Here is a 17347-nt window from a genome sequence, read left to right as displayed (position 1 = left end):
GTTTATAAACTATGCTCGGTGAAAGCTATTCTTTCACATTTTATAAAGAACGCCGGTGAATCTACTATCACATATGGTAAATAAAAGGATATTGCTATAAAATAAGTATAAAAACAGAAAGCGTGGTACGTGTTATTGTTTAAACTTCTTTTAATTGAAGACGATGTAACGCTGTTTAACGAACTGAAAGAGCGGTTGGAGCAATGGTCTTATGATGTTTACGGCATCCGTGATTTCAGTAACGTTATGCAGGAGTTTAGCGAGGTAAAACCTGATTTAGTTATTATGGATATTCAGCTGCCGAAGTATGACGGATTTCACTGGTGCAGAATGATTCGTTCTCATTCAAAAATCCCTATCATCTTCCTATCTTCACGTGATCATCCTTCTGATATGGTAATGTCTATGCAGTTTGGCGCAGACGACTTTGTGCAAAAGCCGTTTCATTTTGATGTGCTTGTAGCAAAAATACAGGCCCTTCTCCGCCGCGTATATAATTACAGCGTTGAACAAGTAAACCTTCTTTCATGGCAAGGAGCTACGATTGATTATGAAAAAAACAAAGTATCAGCGGGATCTACAGCTATCGATTTAACCAAAAATGAAATCTTTATTTTAAAATGCTTAATACATAAAAAGAATACGATTGTAAGCCGAGATGAGCTGATTAATAATTTGTGGGAAGATAAACGTTTTATCAGTGACAACACGCTGACGGTAAACGTCAATCGCCTGCGAAAAAAATTAGATGAAATTGGACTGGGAACTTTTATTGAAACAAAAGTCGGCCAAGGCTACGTAGCCATTGAAGAGGAACGCTATGATTAAACTCTTTATTCGCGAGCGTCTAAGCTGGATCCTTTTCTTTTTTATCATACATTTTTTTATGCTATTTATCGCGTATATTGATGAATCCATTCCTCTGTCTTCGATTCTCTATATCGTGTTTTTATCATCGATTGTCTTTCTTATTTTCTGCGTCTTCCGCTATCAGAAAGAAACGAAATTTTACCAAGGGTTAAAAGATGAAGAGGATTTCTTTGATTCTTCTACTCTTTCTCATCCGCTGCGTCCGTTTGAAAAGATTGTTCAGCGAAACCTGATGCAGCAATTAGAACAAGTGAAAAAAGATGGCGTGCAAACTCAGCTGCACGTAACGCAGGAAAAAGATGAGCTGTTAGCTTGGATTCACGAAATTAAAACACCTTTAACTGCGATGCATTTAATAATTGAACGCTTAGAAAATCCAGAAGTTAAAGCAAACTTGACGTTCGAATGGCTCCGTATTCACTTTTTACTTGATCAACAGCTGCATCAAAAGCGCATTTTCTTTATCGAAAATGATATGTATATTGAACATCTGGATTTAGAGTCCCTTATTTTCACTGAAATCAAAACGCTGCAAGCTTGGTGTATGCAAAAAAATATTGGGTTTGATGTGGACCTACAGGCAGAACGTGTACTGTGTGACGCAAAGTGGCTTTCGTTTATTATGAGACAGCTCTTAACAAACGCAGTCAAGTACAGTGAAGAATCTGACGTGATAATTAGAAGCTACAAGCACCATGGTCAAGTGTACGTCGAGGTAAAAGATAGCGGACGCGGCATTTCTCCTCAAGATATGCCGCGCATTTTTGAGAAGGGTTTTACCTCAACCACTCAGCATGAAGACAGCCGTGCCACAGGCATGGGCTTATATCTCGCTCAAAAAGCTGCGCACGCTCTTTCTATTCACATTGGCGTGCAGTCTGCTCTTAATGAAGGCACAGCGTTTACACTTGCCTTTCCTAAATCAAATGATTTTGTGGATATGAAAAGCATGTGACAAAAATGTCACATGCTTTCGTTATTTGTTCGGTGAATCAAAGGAAAAGCTGAAGCCCTTTTTCTATAATAAACGTATCAGATTAAAGGAGTGAGTACATATGAACATATTAGAAGCAACTAATATTCATAAAAGCTACGGAAATAAATTTAATAGACAAGAAGTATTAAAAGGCGTAGATATTACGATTATGAAAGGAGAATTTGTAGGAATTATGGGCGCTTCAGGTTCAGGAAAGACGACGCTTCTGAACGTGCTTTCCTCTATTGATAAAATTAACGGAGGAACCATCAAAATCGAAGGAAATGAAATTAGCAGAATGAAAGAAAAGCAGTTAGCAAACTTCCGAAAAACACATTTAGGCTTTATTTTTCAAGACTATAACTTGCTTGATACGCTGACAGTAAAAGAAAATATCCTCTTGCCTCTTTCTGTTGCAAAAACTCCTTCAGCAGTAGCTCACAAAAAATTTGACGCGCTTGCTAAACAGCTCGGCATCTATGAACTCAAAGACAAATATCCAAGTGAAATTTCCGGGGGACAAAAACAGCGTACTTCCGCTGCAAGAGCCTTTATTCATGAGCCAAGCATGATTTTTGCTGATGAACCCACAGGGGCTCTTGATTCAAAAGCGGCCAGCGATTTGCTAAACAAACTGACCGAGCTTAATGACAAAAGAAGCGCAAGTATTGTGATGGTAACGCATGACCCAGTGGCAGCCAGCTACTGCAGCAAAGTCATTTTTATAAAAGACGGACAAATTTATACGCAGCTGTACAAAGGCGATCAAACGCAAAAAGCCTTTTTTGACGATATTATGAAAACTCAAGGCGTGCTAGGCGGGGTTCAACATGAACATTAATCAGCTGATTTTCCGCAACTTCAAAAAGAATGTAAAAAACTACTATTTATACGTTTTTGCACTAATTTTTAGCGCAGCTTTATATTTTGCTTTTGTCACGCTGCAGTATGACCCCGCTCTTGATGCAACCAAAGGTTCAATTAAAGGAGGCGCAGCAGTTCGGGCCGCTTCTGTTTTACTTGTAGCCATCGTTTCTATCTTTCTATTATATGCAAACACGATATTCATCAAGCGGCGCAGTAAAGAAATTGGATTATTTCAGCTAATTGGCATGACCAAAACAAAAATTTTCCGTATTTTGACCGTTGAAAATTTTATGCTGTATTTTGCCTCACTGATTGTCGGCATTTTAATTGGGTTTTCGTTTTCAAAAGCGGTCATTATGATTTTGTTTAAAATCACCGATACAAAAGGCATTGCCAAGCTTCACTTTTCAGAAGAAGCCTTGATTCAAACGCTGATTGTGTTCGGAGTCATCTATTTGCTGATTATGACGATGAACTACCTTTTTATTAAAAGACAGACCATTTTAGCATTATTCCGAGTTACTTCATCGACAGAAGGCAAAACGAAAAAAATCAGTATACTTGAAATTATTATTGGAATTCTCGGCATGATCTTTATTGCTTCTGGCTACTATATCTCTGCCAAATTGTTTGACGGATCTTTTACAAGCATGAATGCTTTAGCAATCGCCATGGTATCTATTTTAGCTTCAGTTATCATAGGTACTTACTTGTTTTATAAAGGCTCGGTTCGATTTTTATTAAATCTTATGCGAAAAAGCAAAAAAGGCTATTTGTCAATTAATGACGTATTATCTCTTTCTTCGATTATGTTTCGGATGAAATCAAACGCATTATTACTGACGGTTATTACAACCGTATCCGCTCTTGCTATCGGTTTTTTATGCTTGAGCTACATTTCCTATTACTCTGCTGAAAAGTCGGCTGGAGACTATGTACCTAATGATTTTGCTATCAATAATTCAAAAGACGCTGCTTCGTTTAAAGCCGCGCTGGATCGAAAGAAAATAGCATATACGGAAAAAAAGATCGACGTCATCCAAGTAAAAGCAAACGTAAAAAACATTCTAGAAAATGATTTGGAAAGTCCAATGGTGGACTCGTCCGCTATGACGATTCCAATGATTAGTGAAAAATCCGTTAGTGGTGTAGACGTAGCTCCAAACGAAACCTTGTTTACCGGCTATAATAATATGCTTCAAAAAACAATGGCCTTTAAAGATTCGGGGCGTATTGAGCTAAAAGGGAGGCAAAAAGTAATTCCACAAAAGTTTGTAGGATTAAATCGAAAGTTTCTTCTACCTATTTATTTTACAGGAGGCGGTTTGCCTACTGCGATTGTAGACAATCACTTATTTAATGAGCTAAAAAAGGATGTGGACCCTTCCATTCAAAAAGAATCTTCTCTCTACACTGGAATAGACATATTAAATGAAGATAACCTACAAAAAGCAAATGAGCTTTTCGGAGAGATGAAATTCAGCGATGATAGCTTAAATGACTCGCGTATAGAAATGACAATGAGTCAAAAACAAAATACGGGTCTAATTATGTTTATTGTTGCTTTTCTAGGACTAGCATTTTTAATTACATCCGGCTGCATTCTTTATTTTAAACAAATGGACGAAAGTGAAGATGAAAAGCCAAACTATACAATTCTTAGAAAGCTAGGTTTTACCGAAAAAGACTTACTAAACGGAATAAAAATAAAACAGCTCTTTAATTTCGGCATACCGTTAATCGTAGGCTTGCTTCACAGCTATTTTGCCGTGCAATCCGGCTGGTTCTTGTTTGGAACAGAGGTTTGGACACCAATGATTATTGTCATGATTGTCTATACGGCACTCTACTCTATTTTTGGCATTTTATCTGTTCTTTACTATAAAAAGATTATTAAAGAAGCTCTTTAAAGATCAAAAGCACAAGCTATAGCTTGTGCTTTTGATCTTTAAATGCCATTAATTGCTGGCATTTTCTTTAGTTCCTTGACTGGCTGCGTGTAAAAAACCTTCTAGTCGCTTTTTGACCAATGGCCACTCGTCGTCAATTATACTGAAGATAACCGAATCTCGTACGTATCCATCAGGTAAAACCATATGTTTTCTGCTGATTCCTTCCTGCGTGGCCCCTAGCCGTTTAATAGCTTCTCTAGATCGATTGTTTCGTACATCCGTTTTGAATTGAACGCGGTGAAGCTTTAGCTCTTCAAAACAGTATTTTAATAATAAATACTTACACTCCGTATTAACTCGCGTGCGCCACACGGACGGATGATACCACGTCCACCCTATTTCTACGCTTTTGTTGGGAAGTGATATATCTAAAAATCTTGTGCTTCCTACAATCGAATGTGACTCTATATCAAAAACAGCAAAAGGCAGCTCTCTTCCTTCCTGCTTGGCTTTTAAAGCACTTTCAATTAGCTGTTTCATATCACTTAGACGATGAACTTTTACCGGGAGATGCTCCCAAATTTCTTTCGGTTTTGCAGCTTCATAGAGTCCTTGCTCATGCATTTTTTCAAGCGGCACTAGCTTTACCGCTGTTCCTACAAGCTCACCTGACTTTAGCATAACCTCACTCCTTTTCTATATATCTAAAGGAAATGTTAATACAGGTATACGTACTGAAAAAGGGTCAGTTTCTGCTTATTGTAAGGTATCACTTTCAGAATACATAGCTAGTGGTCAGCTAAGTGCTTTTCAAGAAAGTCACTTACTGTTTGGAAGGCTTCGTCCGCTGATTCTTTATTAAAGGTTTGTGAAAAAGGATTCATAAACCCATGAAATCCATAAAACTTTTTGATTTCCAAAAGCGGCTCTCTTTTTTGCTCTAGTGAGTTTATTAAACAGTCTACATCAAATGTTTGCTCTTCAGCGGGAAAAATAAGAAGAGTTGGACACACAGGACGTCTATTTATATAGTCTCTAATGCGCGATCCGTAACAGCCAATCACAAAGTCACACAAACTGTTTTCACTGCACAGCCATGATATTGTGGCTCCTACACTGAATCCCATGATTCCTACTTCTTCATATTCTTGTTTTAGTTGAATTAACATGTTAGTAATTTGTCTTGAACCTTCATCCATACCAACGTTTTGTACAAAGTTTTGATAAGCCATTCCTTCTTCTTTATAGCTATAAGGAACGTCGTTAGATAATAAGTTAGGACAGATAATATCTGCCCCTAACTTAGACAATTCCTGTTTTACAAACTTCATATGATCGTTCACACCGTATATTTCATGAATTAATAAAATGGCTTTATTTGATTTTTTCATTTCTTTTATAAAACAGTCGTTTCTCTCGCCAGCTCACGGTGCAATACGTCTCCCATGCGCTTCATGCCTTCAACGATTTGTTCAGCAGACATATTAGAATAATTCAAGCGCAGCGCATTGTTTCTTGTACCGTTTGGAAAGAATGGAGTTCCAGGCACACAAGCTACGTTATTTTTTAGACATTCTGAAAAGATATGTGCTGAATCGATTCCTTGGGGCAGTTCCACCCAAATAAACAATCCGCCTTCTGGCTTACTGTAAGACAAATTCTCCGGAAAAAATTCCTGAATGCACGACAGCATTTGGGTACATCGCTCTTTGTATACGGCTTTAATTTTTTGAATGTGCGCTTCGATATCGTAAAGCTCCATGTACTTAGCCGTTACCCGCTGAGCAAAGCTGTCCGTATGCAAGTCAGCCACTTGCTTAAACGCTACGTACTTATCAATGAAAGCTTCGTCTGCACATACCCAGCCGATTCGAAGACCTGGCGCAAAAATTTTAGAAAATGTGCTGATGTAAATCACTCTGCCTTCTGTATCAAAATGCTTAACCGGCGGCAGCGTTTCTCCTGCAAATCGGACTCCTCCGTACGGATTATCTTCTACAATCAGCACATCGTATGCGTTCGCAAGCTCGATCATTCGCTGACGTCTTTCGCGCGTTAAGGTGCGCCCTGTAGGATTTTGAAAATCAGGAATCGTATAAATAAATTTCGCATGCGGATTTTTCTGAAGCTTTTTCTCTAGTTCTTCCATAATCATTCCGTCTTCGTCCATGTCCACTTCTACAAACGTCGCATTGTAGGATTTAAATACGTTAATGGCCGCTAGGTACGTTGGGCTTTCACAGATTACCACGTCTCCGTCATTAAGAAACAGTCTTCCGGTAAGATCGATTGCCTGCTGAGATCCGGACGTGATTAAAATGTTTGAAACAGTGGACTCAATGCCGATATGCTTCATTCGTGTAGAGATGGCTTCTCTTAAAGGAATATACCCTTCAGTTGTACTGTATTGAAGCGAAGCGGCTCCGTCTTCATTTAATACGGCACGGCACGCCTCGTTCATTGCTTCAACGGGAAACAGTTCTGGAGCCGGAAGTCCTCCTGCAAACGAAATGACTTCTGGTCGTTCCGTGACTTTTAAGATTTCGCGTGTTTCAGAAGATTTTACAAGACTAGCTCGTTCGGCAAATTTATCTTTCATTGATGATCATTCCTTTTTTAGATTTTAAACTTTTAACATTAATTATTCGAATAGTCAGAAAAATAACTGTAGACAATTACCTTTATAAAATCAGACAGTTACCGTGCAAGATGCCTTTTTAACAGACAACTAGCATTCGCACCCTCTCTGACTCTCCTTTTCTCCTTTCAATATATATTTTTCTCATTCACTATCTGTAACACAAATCAAAGGTCGTACGATAATTATGGCCTTGTGTTTAATGTATGTTAAAAAGGATAACATAAAAATCAAATAAATAAACAATAAATTCTACAAATTCTTAATTTTTATACAAATATATTTATCTTAGTAAACTATTTTGTAAGATTTCTTCCCCTTTCTACTCGTTAAATAGGTTCACGAGGCAATTCTAAGCCTAAAATTTAACATTTTCTATTGACTGTCTATATCATTAAATGATATATATTAATTAACGATATATCGTTTAATGATATAAGGAGGTTGAATATGCCGAGAAACGATTCATTAGAGACGGGGGAACTTACCGACACGTCCTACTACATCTTAGTGTCGCTCTTAGAAGCAAAACACGGATATCTTATTATGAAAACGATTGAAGATATGACCAATCAACAGTTTTCGATTGGACCTGCATCTATGTACACTACAATTAAAAAACTTCTTGCAGCTGAGTTAATCATGCTTTATGGCGAAAGCAAAGACAAAAAGAAAACGTATGTTGCAACAGAAAAAGGAATTCAGTTTTTAAAAAAAGAAGTTCAGCGCCGTAAAGAAATGATTACACATGCTGAAAATGCTTTAGGAGGTTTATAAATGAAGAAGACAAAATACATACTGAGTGGCGGAACTGCTTTTGCCGAAAAAGAAGATTTACAAAAGCTTAGCGACTATGCGAAAAAAGGCTGGCTGTTAGATCGTTTTGCATTTTTAGGATATACATTAAAAAAAGGAAAGCCTCAAGAGCTTCAATATTCACTAGATTTTCAAGAACATGCAGATGATGAATATTTTCTGCTTTTTAAAGAAGCCGGATGGCAGCACGTTTGTTCAACAGGCAATGCTATGCATATTTTCAGCGCACTTCCGGGAACAAAACCTATTTATTCCGATGTAGAAACAATTGTTGACAGATATAAACGCGAAAAGCATTCTGTAGGAAAAGCAGCTCTATCTATTCTTGTCGCGATGGTGTTTCTGCTGCTTTTTGACGTTATGAGCTTATACGGCTGGCTTCCGGAAGCAGTAGGTACAATAAGCGAGATTTTATTAGCGATTTCAACAGTAATTTTAGTATTTCCAGGACTTCCTTACCTTGCGTATCAGCGTAACCTAAAAAAGCTTAGTAACACCTAAAGAGATTCCCTTTTCATTGACCTTCCGTATAAAACCCTTTATAATCCTTATTAACTCGATAAGATTTAAAGGTTTTAGTACAGGAGTGATGAAAAGTGAAATGGCTTCATTTGCTGTTTAATGAACGATGCCCTAAATGCAAGCAAGTGTTAAATACATCAAAATCCAATGCGCTTCGCTCTACTGTTGTAAAAGTATGTCCGTCGAACCACTATCAAAAAGAATTTCATCCTGCGCTCGAAACGTTTGTGGAAAGTGATGAAGTACTATAAAAAAGCTCAAGCTATCGGAATCCATAGCTTGAGCTTTTTTTACAGCAGTCCCCACCAAATCTTAATTGCCGTTGCTAAAATCAAACCGGCAAGAATCCACTGAAGCACTTTTGTATTCATTTTCTGACCAACTTTTGCGCCAATTGGCGAAGCAATCAGGCTGGCAGCAACTAAAATAAGTGCAGGTATAAATGGGACTTGATGCGTTATCAGCTTTCCAACCGTTGATCCAATGGAAGAAATAAAGGTAACGGCTAGTGAAGTTGCGATGGTAATTCGAGTTGGAATTTTAAGCACCACGAGCATCACAGGAACTAAAATAAAGGCTCCTCCTGCTCCTAACACGCCTGCTACGGCTCCGATAAGCAGTGATAAAATAGAAGCTAATCCTTTATTGAATTGAAGTTCGCCTTCTTTTATTTCATCTAAATTTTTCTTTGGAATAAACATCATAACAACCGCAATAAGAGCTAAAACTCCATATACAACATTTAATCCTTGTTCATTCATATAATGTGAGCTGTAGCTTCCAAGCATGCTTCCAATTAGAATATTGCTGCCCATATATAAAATTAATGATTTGTTTAAAAATCCGCTTTTTCGATACGCCCATACGCCGCCTATTGTCGCAAAGAACACTTGAACAGCTCCTGCACCTGAGACTTGATGAGCCGTTAATGCTCCTACTCCTACTAATGGAGGAATATATAACAGCATCGGATAATTAATAACAGACCCGCCAATACCGACCATACCGGAAATAAACGACCCAATAAATCCAATAAGAAAAAGCGTGATGATAAATGTAAGATCCATCTATAGTCGCTCCGTTTCATATAAGAAAAGGGTACCTTTTACAAGAGATACCCTTTTCGTCCATTATTTCTTATCCTTTTCTAATCCAAAATTTAAGAAAGTCGCCTTCCTCTGTCTGAAGAAGCTCATGACCGCCAGATTTTGCCCAGGCTGCAAGATCGTTTTTTGCCCCTTTATCCGTTGCATGAATTTCTAACACTTGACCTGCTTCTAGTTCATTCATTGCTTTTTTTGTTTTAACAATCGGCATTGGACATGCCAGCCCTTTTGCATCTAGTACTTTATTTGATTCCATTTCTCTCTCTCCTTTGTTTAGGTTTTAGCGAATTGCACAGCGGTTTGGTCCAATCTCCATTTCACGCTGTTTTTCTTCATCTGGACTTACTTTCCCCATATTTGTTTCACGAATTTCTTGATACGCATTTGGCTGCGGCGGTAAATTATCTGTTACTAAGTGTCTGAACTCTGCTTCATCTTTAATGTTTAATCCATGATTTTTCGCAAACAACGTACCTAACTTTTCAGCTACGCTGCCGTTGTCATTTAGCTCATCAATCATCATAAAATGAGCTGGCAATACGATTAACTCGTCTGACAATGCTTTATAGCGTGTATAAAGCGTCTCGCGCAGATCGCCTACCCAGTCTTCAGCCATACCAGCTAAATCAGGGCGTCCAATTGAATCGATGAACAAAATATCACCTGAAAGCAAGTATTGATCGTCTACGATAAAAGAAGTTGATCCAATCGTATGACCCGGTGAATAAAGCGGCTGAATCGTAATGGTTGTGTTACCAATCACGACATCGCTGCCTTCTTCTAAAGCCTTGTAGTCAAACATCACTTCTTCTGCATCTTTTGGAGGCAGCCAGTACGCTGCATTTGTTGCTTCCGCAATAACTCTTCCTCCTGAAATGTGATCTGCATGAAGGTGCGTATCAAACACGTGCTTAACCGTGACACCAAGTTCTTTGGCAAAGTTGATGTACACATCTGCCATACGCGTCGCATCAATAATAGCAGCTTCCCCGTTTGATACGATCATATAAGATAAGCACCCTTTACCGATACGAACAAACTGATAGATCTCTCCGCCGTCTTTTAAATCTCCGACTTTAACAGGCTCTAAATATTCACTCCACGCTTTCATACCCCCTTTAAGGTACGATACGGTAAGCCCCGCTTCTGAAAGCATGTCAGCTACCATCACGGATGAACCTTCTTTGGCGCAGACAACTAACACTTCTTTATCAGAAGGGATTTTTTCTAAGATTTCTTCTACTCCGTCTAAAAGATCGAAGTACGGCACGTTTAAATGCTGAAATTGATGACCTTCAATTTTCCAATCGCTAAAATCACTTTCATTACGAACGTCCAAGATAAATAACGGTTCTTTATTGATAATTTTAGATGTAACTTCTTTTGCAGTAAGTACATGTACTGTCATATCAAAATACCTCCTTAGGTATATAAAATATCAAAATTTTTTAATTCACTATAATTCATTAGCTATTCTACTTTACCCGTCCAGTCACGCATACCAGGAACCACGTTAATTAAGTTTTTAAAGCCTTGCTTTTTCATCGTTTGCCCTGCCATTTCACTTCGTCTTCCAGAGTGGCAAATAATATAAATTTCATTCTCTTTATTTAGCTCATTCGAACGTTTTTCTACTTCACCAAGCGGAATATGAACAACGCCTGGAATATGAGCTTCATCGTATTCTTCTACTTCACGAACGTCTAAAATATGAAGATGTTCATCATTTTTTACTTTTTTCGCAAACTCTTCTAATGAAATTTCAGGAATTGGCGTTACGTTTTCTTCAGCGCCGCCTTTACGAAGAAAGTGGTGAAGAACGTCACCTGCTGCCTCGGTACCTAAATACTCATGACCTGTGCTTTTTGCCCATGCTTGTAAGTCAGCCGTAGAGCCTTTATCCGTTGCTTGAATTTCTAGTACTTGACCTGCTTCTAATTCATTCATTTTCTTCTTTGTTCTTACGATTGGCATTGGACATGCTAACCCTTTTGCATCTAATACGAAGTTTGCTTGCATCATTTCTTTTTCCTCCTTGGTTTAAATACTAGTAGGGGTATATTTTTATCTAAAAAAATTAGACCGTTTCCCCTTTCCATTCCATCATTCCGCCTGTCATATTCGTTACACTGTAGCCTTGCTGCTCAAGAAAACGAGCTGCCATTCCGCTTCTGCCTCCAGAACGACAGACAACAATGTAGTTGTTTGTTTTGTCTAACTCATGCATACGGAATTCTAATAAAGGAAGCGGGATATTTAACGCGTTTGGAATTTTACCTATTTTTACTTCCTCTACTTCACGCACATCTAAAATGTGAATTTGTTCTTGTTTTTTTACTAATTGTTCTACTTCTTGTGCTGCTATTGTCTTCACGCTACTTCTCCTCCTTTTTGATTTATCTCCACGTATTCATGCCGCCTTTAACGTTGGTGATAGATGTAAAACCTTGCTTTTTCAACAGTTTACTTGCTTTCATACTTCTCATTCCGCTTTGACAAATAATGACTACTTCTCTGTCTTTTGAAAGCTGGCCTGTTTGCGCTGGCAGTTCTGATAAAGGAATGTTTCGAAATCCTTTAATATGTTTAGTCCGAAATTCATGCGGTGTTCGCACATCGATAAACTGTTTATGTTTATTTTTTAACTTTGCTTTTAATTCCGTTGTGGCTATTTGCTGAATACCTTTTACTGGTGCAAAACGCTGATATAAAAACCACAAAAGAAAGACGATAATAAGCGCATTGATAATCATATTAACCCTCGCTTCATGAGTTATCTTTTAGATGAATAAGTTTACGTTTCCGTCTTCTGCGTCGGCTAAATACGCCGCTACGCCCGCATATTCAATATTATCTAACAGTTCTTTTTCCTGTAACCCTAGAAGATCCATCGTCATCGTACAAGCCACTAGCTTCACATCTTGTTCTTGTGCCATTTCGATAAGCTGCGGCAGCGTTAGAGCATTATGCTTTTTCATTACGTTTTTAATCATTTTAGGTCCCATACCTGCAAAGTTCATTTTAGATAAGCCCATTTTATCCGCACCGCGCGGCATCATTTTGCCAAACATCTTTTCTAAAAATCCTTTTTTCACCGGCACCATTTCTTCTTTACGAAGCGCATTCAATCCCCAAAACGTATGGAATATCGTCACTTCATGATCATAAGCAGCTGCTCCGTTGGCAATAATATAAGCTGCCATCGCTTTGTCATAATCACCGCTAAATAATACAATTGTTGTTCGTTTCTTTTGTTCAGTCATGTTGTTCCTCCTTTTACCCTATGGGGTATATTTAATTCTAAAAAAATTAGCTCTTTTGAATGTAAAAGATAAATGTGCTGCCTTCTTCTTTAAAATCAATAAGCTCGTGTCCTGTTGATTTTGCCCACGCTGTTAAATCACTTTTAGCACCTTTATCTGTCGTTTGCACTTCTAATACTTGGCCTGTTGTTAAAGTATCCATTGCTTTTTTTGTTTTTACGATTGGCATTGGACAAGCTAGTCCTTTTGCATCTAAGACATGATCAATTTTCATCGTATTTCTCTCTCCTTTTTATATACATATACCTGTAAGGGTATATTATACTAAATAATGATATTCGTCAACCTTAAACAAGGTGACAATGATTAACGACTTTTCACTAACAGCTGTACAGCTTCTTTCACTAAACCTTCCGTTGGCTCTCCATGCTGCAGGCTTTCTCTGACGCACTGTTCAAGGTTGCTGCTCACAATAACTCCCATTGTGCGATCAATGGCACTTCTTGCAGCAGATAATTGAGTCACGACGTCTCGGCAGTCTTTTCCTTGCTCCATCATGCTAAGCACGCCTTTTAGCTGCCCTTCAATTCGGCGCAGCCGATTTTTCACTTGTTGATTATACTCCATAATCGAATACCCCTTTCTTTCCTTTACTTTACTTTTACACGCTGCTAACTCATAGCTGCGTACTTCAAAACCTTTTTTTCGTAAGAACCGTACGCCTAATTTTAATTCTACTCTATCTCCGGCAATCAGATGAACGCTGCCCTGTGGAATTTCTGAATAAAAGCGTTTGAGATACGCATACGGAATAACTAAGCCCTTAGAGTCATGAACTTCATGATAATGCCGAACATCTACAACCGTTCGCCCAATTTCTTTTGCTTCAGATTCACGTATGCACTGTATTCCTTTAACGGGGTAATAACGTCTGTATGCAATAAATAAAATAGCAAGCAACAATACTGCTATATATAGCATAAGAATCACCGCCTTGCTATTGAATTAATGTTGTTTACATGCTCTATATTATACCCCTATAGGTATATTGTCAAGCGAGAAAATTATATTTAATTTTACTTATTTACATGAATCCTTTCATACAAACCAATCCACTTTATACACCTTAGGAATCATGAGTGTTTTCTTTAACCTCCTTTACTGTGTGTACCCCCTCCCCTATAGACCAAACAGACTTTTCCGTTTTCATACATCACCTGGGCTCATATAAATTACCAAGAAATAAGCTTACTGCACCATTCACCATCTGCGCACAAAAGGTCCAGTTCTCCTTGAGAACTGGACCTTTTGTGTTAAAAAGCTGATTAGCTTTGATGATAAATATTATGCCATTGATTCCACGAACTGTGTGGATGCTGCTGGTGCCACTGATTCCATGGCACATATGGATTTTGCTGATGCCATTGATTCCACGTACCGTGCGGATACTGTTTATGCCACTGCTCCCAAGGTACATGAGGATGTTGCTGATGCCATTGATTCCATGTGCCTTGAGGATGCTGATGATGCCATTGTTCCCATGGAATATAATGCTGCTATCCTTGATGCATGTTCCTTCAACTCCTTTTCTTTGCCCCATCATATGCTCATTTTTTGATTTAGAGCTTATCTGTTTTAAAATATAGATGTTTGATTTCTTATGCATGATCTTGGAAGCCAGAAGAGGTTGTTATTTTAAACATTTCTTTTCTTTATTAAAAAGCTGCACTTGCTATGCTTACGAAATGATGCTCTTTCTATAAAAAACGTTTAAATGAACACAAGCAAAAGAAGCCGATTTCTTATAAGAAACCGGCTTCTTTGAACATTTTTTCTCGACTTCTATACAACAAAAGATGCATGTAGCCTTTTATTCGGCAGGAGATGGAAATCTTGCGGCTTCGAAATGGGATACATTTTCTGTTGTGACAATTGTGCTGTCAACATTACTTTCCGCGAAGACTTCAACTCGGTCTCCTTTTTCTAAATTATAAATAGTAGAAACGGATACCACGTTAACAAATATAGTATTTCCGCCAAAGAAATCATTATCAATTGCGATAACTGCCGTTCCATTGACACGAATTTCTACGCGCGCTCGATAATCGACAGTCGTATCGTTAGGAAGAAATCCAATTGTAGCAACAAGGGAATAGACGCCATCTTTTTTGGGGCGAAAAACGGACGTAACGGGATTGTATTCATTTGCTAAATCAAATTGTTTAAATTGATAAGAAACTTTCACAGAAGTGTTTGCTGATACGGGCTGATTTGTAAGGTTAAGAGCACGAAATGCTGAGTCTCTTGTGTTTCCTTGTGTGGAAGAACAATGATGATGTTTCTTAGAAAAATGAGACTTTTCTACATAATATTTATCATCTTTTTTAATCGTAATCATCCTTTTTTTATGTGTCTATCTATTTTATTCATTCGCAGGAAAAATGCTTGGATGCTTGTCCTTTAACACATAATTTTTACTAGAGGAAACGATAGATTTCTAAGTTTCCCACAAAAAAAACACCTTCTCATTCGAGAAGGTGTTTTGGAATTAACCTACAATATTATAACCAGCGTCTACGTGTACGATTTCTCCCGTTACGCCGCGTGAAAGATGGCTCAGTAATACAACCGTCATGTCGCCAACTTCTGCTTGCGTTACGTTACGCTTAAGAGGTGCTTTTTCTTCAACTTTGTGAAGAATTTGGTTAAAGTCAGAAATACCTTTTGCTGCAAGCGTACGTATTGGACCTGCTGAAATAGCATTTACGCGGATATTGTCTTTTCCTAAGTCTAATGCTAAGTATTTTACTGAAGACTCAAGCGCTGCTTTCGCTACGCCCATTACGTTATAGCCTTCCACTGCACGTTCTGCACCAAGATAGCTCATCGCTACAAGAGAACCGCCTTCTGTCATAAGAGGTTTTGCTGCTTTTGCTACCGCGATAAAGGAATAAGCGCTTGTATCTTGAGCAAATGCATATCCGCTTCTTGATGTATTGATGAACTCACCGTTTAAATCTTCTGAGTGAGCAAACGCAACAGAGTGAATCACTCCGTGAACTGTGCCTGCTTCTTCTCCGATTTTCTTGAACGCTGCTTCAATGCTTTCATCGCTGTTCACGTCACATTCAGCAATTAGTGATGCTTGAATTTCATTTTTTTCTAGCAGTTTGTTCAATTTTCCTAGTGAACGTTCTTTACGGTATGTAAAAATTAAGTTTGCTCCTACTTGATGAAGGGCTTTTGCAACACCCCAAGCAATACTTCTGTCGTTGGCAACTCCCATGATCACAATGTTCTTGTTCTTTAATTGTAATAAATCTTCCATATTATCCTCCAAAAAAAATTAGTCATCAATGATGACTAATAGGTAATTGTATAGCTTTATTATAGCACAAAGATGCGCTTAGTTCCTAAGAGTCTTATGAATTAACCGATTTTGCTCTACAAATAATCTCCTACTTATCCGAATCCTGCAGCCATGCTTGGGTTGTTTCAGCAAATTTTTTGGCTGCAGGTGAAAGATGATAACGAGTAGCTAGACCAATTGAACGGTAGCTGTCCACTTGAAACGGAATCGCACGAAGCTCCTGCGGGATCGAATCTAAAAGTATTTCAGGTAAAATACTAATTCCTAAGTGATGTGTAACCATCGATAAAATAGCACTTTCATCCATTAATTCAAAACGGATGTCAGGCTGAATTCCGCGTTCTTCAAACAGTTGCTTAATATCATGATAACCGCCGTATGTCGGCATAATAAACGGTTCTTTCTCTAGATCTTCAAAAGAAACAGTTTTCTGATGATATAGAGCACTTTGATTTGATACGACACACAGCAGCCGATCTTTTTTTAAAGAAATAATATGAAATTGACTTGAATGCGTAATGTTGATAAAGCCGCAGTCTATTTCTCCGCTCAGCAGCCACTGTTCAATTTCAAGGTAGTCGCCTTCCTTGAGCTGAATTTGAATCTTAGGGTAGTTTTTTTCCATCAGCTGAATAATTTCAGGAAGCCATTTGGTCGATACGCTTTTAAAAATACCGATTTTAATGGTTCCTTTTGCAAGACCCAATAGGCTGGCTGCTTCTTGATGAACTTTTTCATTTTCTTGCAGAACTTTTCGAATGGCAAGCAGCATCGTTTCGCCTTCTGTTGTTAAGGTAATACCCGCTCTGTTTCGATTTACAAGCGGGAAGCCAAATTCCGATTCAAGATTTGTAATGGCATGACTGACCGCTGACTGAGTTAGCGCCATCGCGTCTGCCGCTTTTGTAAAGCTTTGTAATTCCGCTACTTTGTTTAAGATTTCATATTTCACTAAGCTCATTTTATCCCACTCCAACATGAATTTAATTCACGTTCATCATTATAAAGATTCATTTTATTAATATCA

At 38.1% G+C, this 17347-nt stretch carries 23 protein-coding genes; 8 read left to right on the top strand and 15 right to left on the bottom strand.

Annotation, left to right across the window (positions count from 1 at the left end; all coding sequences use genetic code 11):
• Window positions 1–135: 135 nt before the first annotated feature.
• The 4 genes from AC2YJL_RS07435 to AC2YJL_RS07420 all read left to right on the top strand — a co-directional run bounded on the left by AC2YJL_RS07435 (window position 136) and on the right by AC2YJL_RS07420 (window position 4623).
• Entirely contained in the window at window positions 136–828 is a 693-nt protein-coding gene (locus AC2YJL_RS07435; protein WP_487374730.1) for a response regulator, read from the top strand.
• Window positions 821–1825 (top strand): sensor histidine kinase, encoded by a 1005-nt coding sequence (locus AC2YJL_RS07430; RefSeq protein ID WP_487374681.1) that lies wholly within the window; start codon window positions 821–823, stop codon window positions 1823–1825. The genes AC2YJL_RS07435 and AC2YJL_RS07430 overlap by 8 nt, the downstream gene beginning before the upstream one ends.
• Before the next feature lie 100 nt (window positions 1826–1925).
• Window positions 1926–2687 (top strand): ABC transporter ATP-binding protein, encoded by a 762-nt coding sequence (locus AC2YJL_RS07425; RefSeq protein ID WP_029323043.1) that lies wholly within the window; start codon window positions 1926–1928, stop codon window positions 2685–2687.
• A complete protein-coding gene (locus AC2YJL_RS07420; RefSeq protein WP_487374680.1) occupies window positions 2677–4623 on the top strand; it encodes an FtsX-like permease family protein in 1947 nt (648 codons plus the stop codon). Before AC2YJL_RS07425 ends, AC2YJL_RS07420 begins: the two co-directional genes overlap by 11 nt.
• A 48-nt stretch (window positions 4624–4671) precedes the next feature.
• Here AC2YJL_RS07420 and AC2YJL_RS07415 read toward each other — a convergent pair whose 3' ends face one another.
• The 3 genes from AC2YJL_RS07415 to AC2YJL_RS07405 form a co-directional block, all read right to left on the bottom strand.
• Complete coding sequence (locus AC2YJL_RS07415) at window positions 4672–5286, bottom strand: GNAT family N-acetyltransferase (protein WP_195696441.1); 615 nt, start codon at window positions 5284–5286, stop codon at window positions 4672–4674.
• 107 nt (window positions 5287–5393) lie between these two features.
• Window positions 5394–5936, bottom strand: a complete 543-nt coding sequence (locus AC2YJL_RS07410; protein ID WP_487374679.1) for a dienelactone hydrolase family protein — start codon at window positions 5934–5936, stop codon at window positions 5394–5396.
• 65 nt (window positions 5937–6001) lie between these two features.
• Window positions 6002–7204: an aminotransferase-like domain-containing protein gene (locus tag AC2YJL_RS07405; protein ID WP_487374678.1), complete on the bottom strand. Its 1203-nt coding sequence runs from the start codon at window positions 7202–7204 to the stop codon at window positions 6002–6004.
• A 489-nt stretch (window positions 7205–7693) separates the two neighbouring features.
• On the opposite strand from AC2YJL_RS07405, the gene AC2YJL_RS07400 reads away from it, so the two are divergent.
• The 3 genes from AC2YJL_RS07400 to AC2YJL_RS07390 all read left to right on the top strand — a co-directional run bounded on the left by AC2YJL_RS07400 (window position 7694) and on the right by AC2YJL_RS07390 (window position 8832).
• Complete coding sequence (locus AC2YJL_RS07400; RefSeq protein WP_140451309.1) at window positions 7694–8020, top strand: PadR family transcriptional regulator; 327 nt, start codon at window positions 7694–7696, stop codon at window positions 8018–8020.
• On the top strand, window positions 8021–8560 hold the full coding sequence (locus AC2YJL_RS07395; RefSeq protein ID WP_251568609.1) for a DUF2812 domain-containing protein: 540 nt from the start codon (window positions 8021–8023) through the stop codon (window positions 8558–8560).
• A 95-nt stretch (window positions 8561–8655) separates the two neighbouring features.
• Window positions 8656–8832: a hypothetical protein gene (locus AC2YJL_RS07390; protein WP_165592324.1), complete on the top strand. Its 177-nt coding sequence runs from the start codon at window positions 8656–8658 to the stop codon at window positions 8830–8832.
• Between the two features lie 39 nt (window positions 8833–8871).
• Here the strand turns inward: AC2YJL_RS07390 and AC2YJL_RS07385 are convergent, their stop codons facing one another.
• From AC2YJL_RS07385 to AC2YJL_RS07345, 9 genes are all read right to left on the bottom strand, one after another.
• Entirely contained in the window at window positions 8872–9648 is a 777-nt protein-coding gene (locus AC2YJL_RS07385; RefSeq protein ID WP_251568608.1) for a sulfite exporter TauE/SafE family protein, read from the bottom strand.
• 70 nt (window positions 9649–9718) lie between these two features.
• Window positions 9719–9943 (bottom strand): sulfurtransferase TusA family protein, encoded by a 225-nt coding sequence (locus tag AC2YJL_RS07380; protein ID WP_251568607.1) that lies wholly within the window; start codon window positions 9941–9943, stop codon window positions 9719–9721.
• Between the two features lie 24 nt (window positions 9944–9967).
• On the bottom strand, window positions 9968–11095 hold the full coding sequence (locus AC2YJL_RS07375) for an MBL fold metallo-hydrolase (RefSeq protein WP_195696436.1): 1128 nt from the start codon (window positions 11093–11095) through the stop codon (window positions 9968–9970).
• 62 nt (window positions 11096–11157) lie between these two features.
• Window positions 11158–11709: a sulfurtransferase TusA family protein gene (locus AC2YJL_RS07370; RefSeq protein ID WP_251568605.1), complete on the bottom strand. Its 552-nt coding sequence runs from the start codon at window positions 11707–11709 to the stop codon at window positions 11158–11160.
• 55 nt (window positions 11710–11764) lie between these two features.
• Window positions 11765–12061, bottom strand: coding sequence for a rhodanese-like domain-containing protein (locus tag AC2YJL_RS07365; RefSeq protein WP_028414564.1), 297 nt, complete (start codon window positions 12059–12061; stop codon window positions 11765–11767).
• Window positions 12062–12083: 22 nt separating this feature from the next.
• Window positions 12084–12440 carry a rhodanese-like domain-containing protein gene (locus AC2YJL_RS07360; RefSeq protein WP_251568604.1) on the bottom strand — a complete coding sequence of 119 codons (357 nt, stop codon included), beginning with the start codon at window positions 12438–12440 and terminating at the stop codon, window positions 12084–12086.
• Between the two features lie 27 nt (window positions 12441–12467).
• The gene (locus AC2YJL_RS07355) at window positions 12468–12950 is read right to left on the bottom strand and encodes a DsrE/DsrF/DrsH-like family protein (RefSeq protein ID WP_013058040.1); all 483 of its coding nucleotides are present in this window, start codon (window positions 12948–12950) and stop codon (window positions 12468–12470) included.
• Window positions 12951–12996: 46 nt separating this feature from the next.
• Window positions 12997–13224 (bottom strand): sulfurtransferase TusA family protein, encoded by a 228-nt coding sequence (locus AC2YJL_RS07350; RefSeq protein ID WP_071272716.1) that lies wholly within the window; start codon window positions 13222–13224, stop codon window positions 12997–12999.
• 92 nt (window positions 13225–13316) lie between these two features.
• Window positions 13317–13577 (bottom strand): metal-sensitive transcriptional regulator, encoded by a 261-nt coding sequence (locus AC2YJL_RS07345; RefSeq protein ID WP_071272714.1) that lies wholly within the window; start codon window positions 13575–13577, stop codon window positions 13317–13319.
• Between the two features lie 769 nt (window positions 13578–14346).
• On the opposite strand from AC2YJL_RS07345, the gene AC2YJL_RS07340 reads away from it, so the two are divergent.
• Window positions 14347–14568, top strand: coding sequence for a hypothetical protein (locus AC2YJL_RS07340; RefSeq protein ID WP_487374677.1), 222 nt, complete (start codon window positions 14347–14349; stop codon window positions 14566–14568).
• A gap of 252 nt (window positions 14569–14820) precedes the next feature.
• On the opposite strand, the gene AC2YJL_RS07335 is transcribed toward AC2YJL_RS07340, so the two are convergent.
• The 3 genes from AC2YJL_RS07335 to AC2YJL_RS07325 form a co-directional block, all read right to left on the bottom strand.
• Window positions 14821–15348 carry a complement C1q domain-containing protein gene (locus AC2YJL_RS07335; RefSeq protein ID WP_195696431.1) on the bottom strand — a complete coding sequence of 176 codons (528 nt, stop codon included), beginning with the start codon at window positions 15346–15348 and terminating at the stop codon, window positions 14821–14823.
• 150 nt (window positions 15349–15498) lie between these two features.
• Window positions 15499–16278, bottom strand: coding sequence for an enoyl-ACP reductase FabI (gene fabI, locus AC2YJL_RS07330; protein ID WP_014459159.1), 780 nt, complete (start codon window positions 16276–16278; stop codon window positions 15499–15501).
• 130 nt (window positions 16279–16408) lie between these two features.
• Window positions 16409–17281 (bottom strand): LysR family transcriptional regulator, encoded by an 873-nt coding sequence (locus AC2YJL_RS07325; protein WP_407818800.1) that lies wholly within the window; start codon window positions 17279–17281, stop codon window positions 16409–16411.
• Window positions 17282–17347: the final 66 nt, after the last annotated feature.

The organism is Priestia sp. SRI_019 (genome assembly GCF_057586255.1).
Note: the sequence above shows the minus strand (reverse complement) of the source record. Positions and strands in the feature narration are given on the sequence as shown.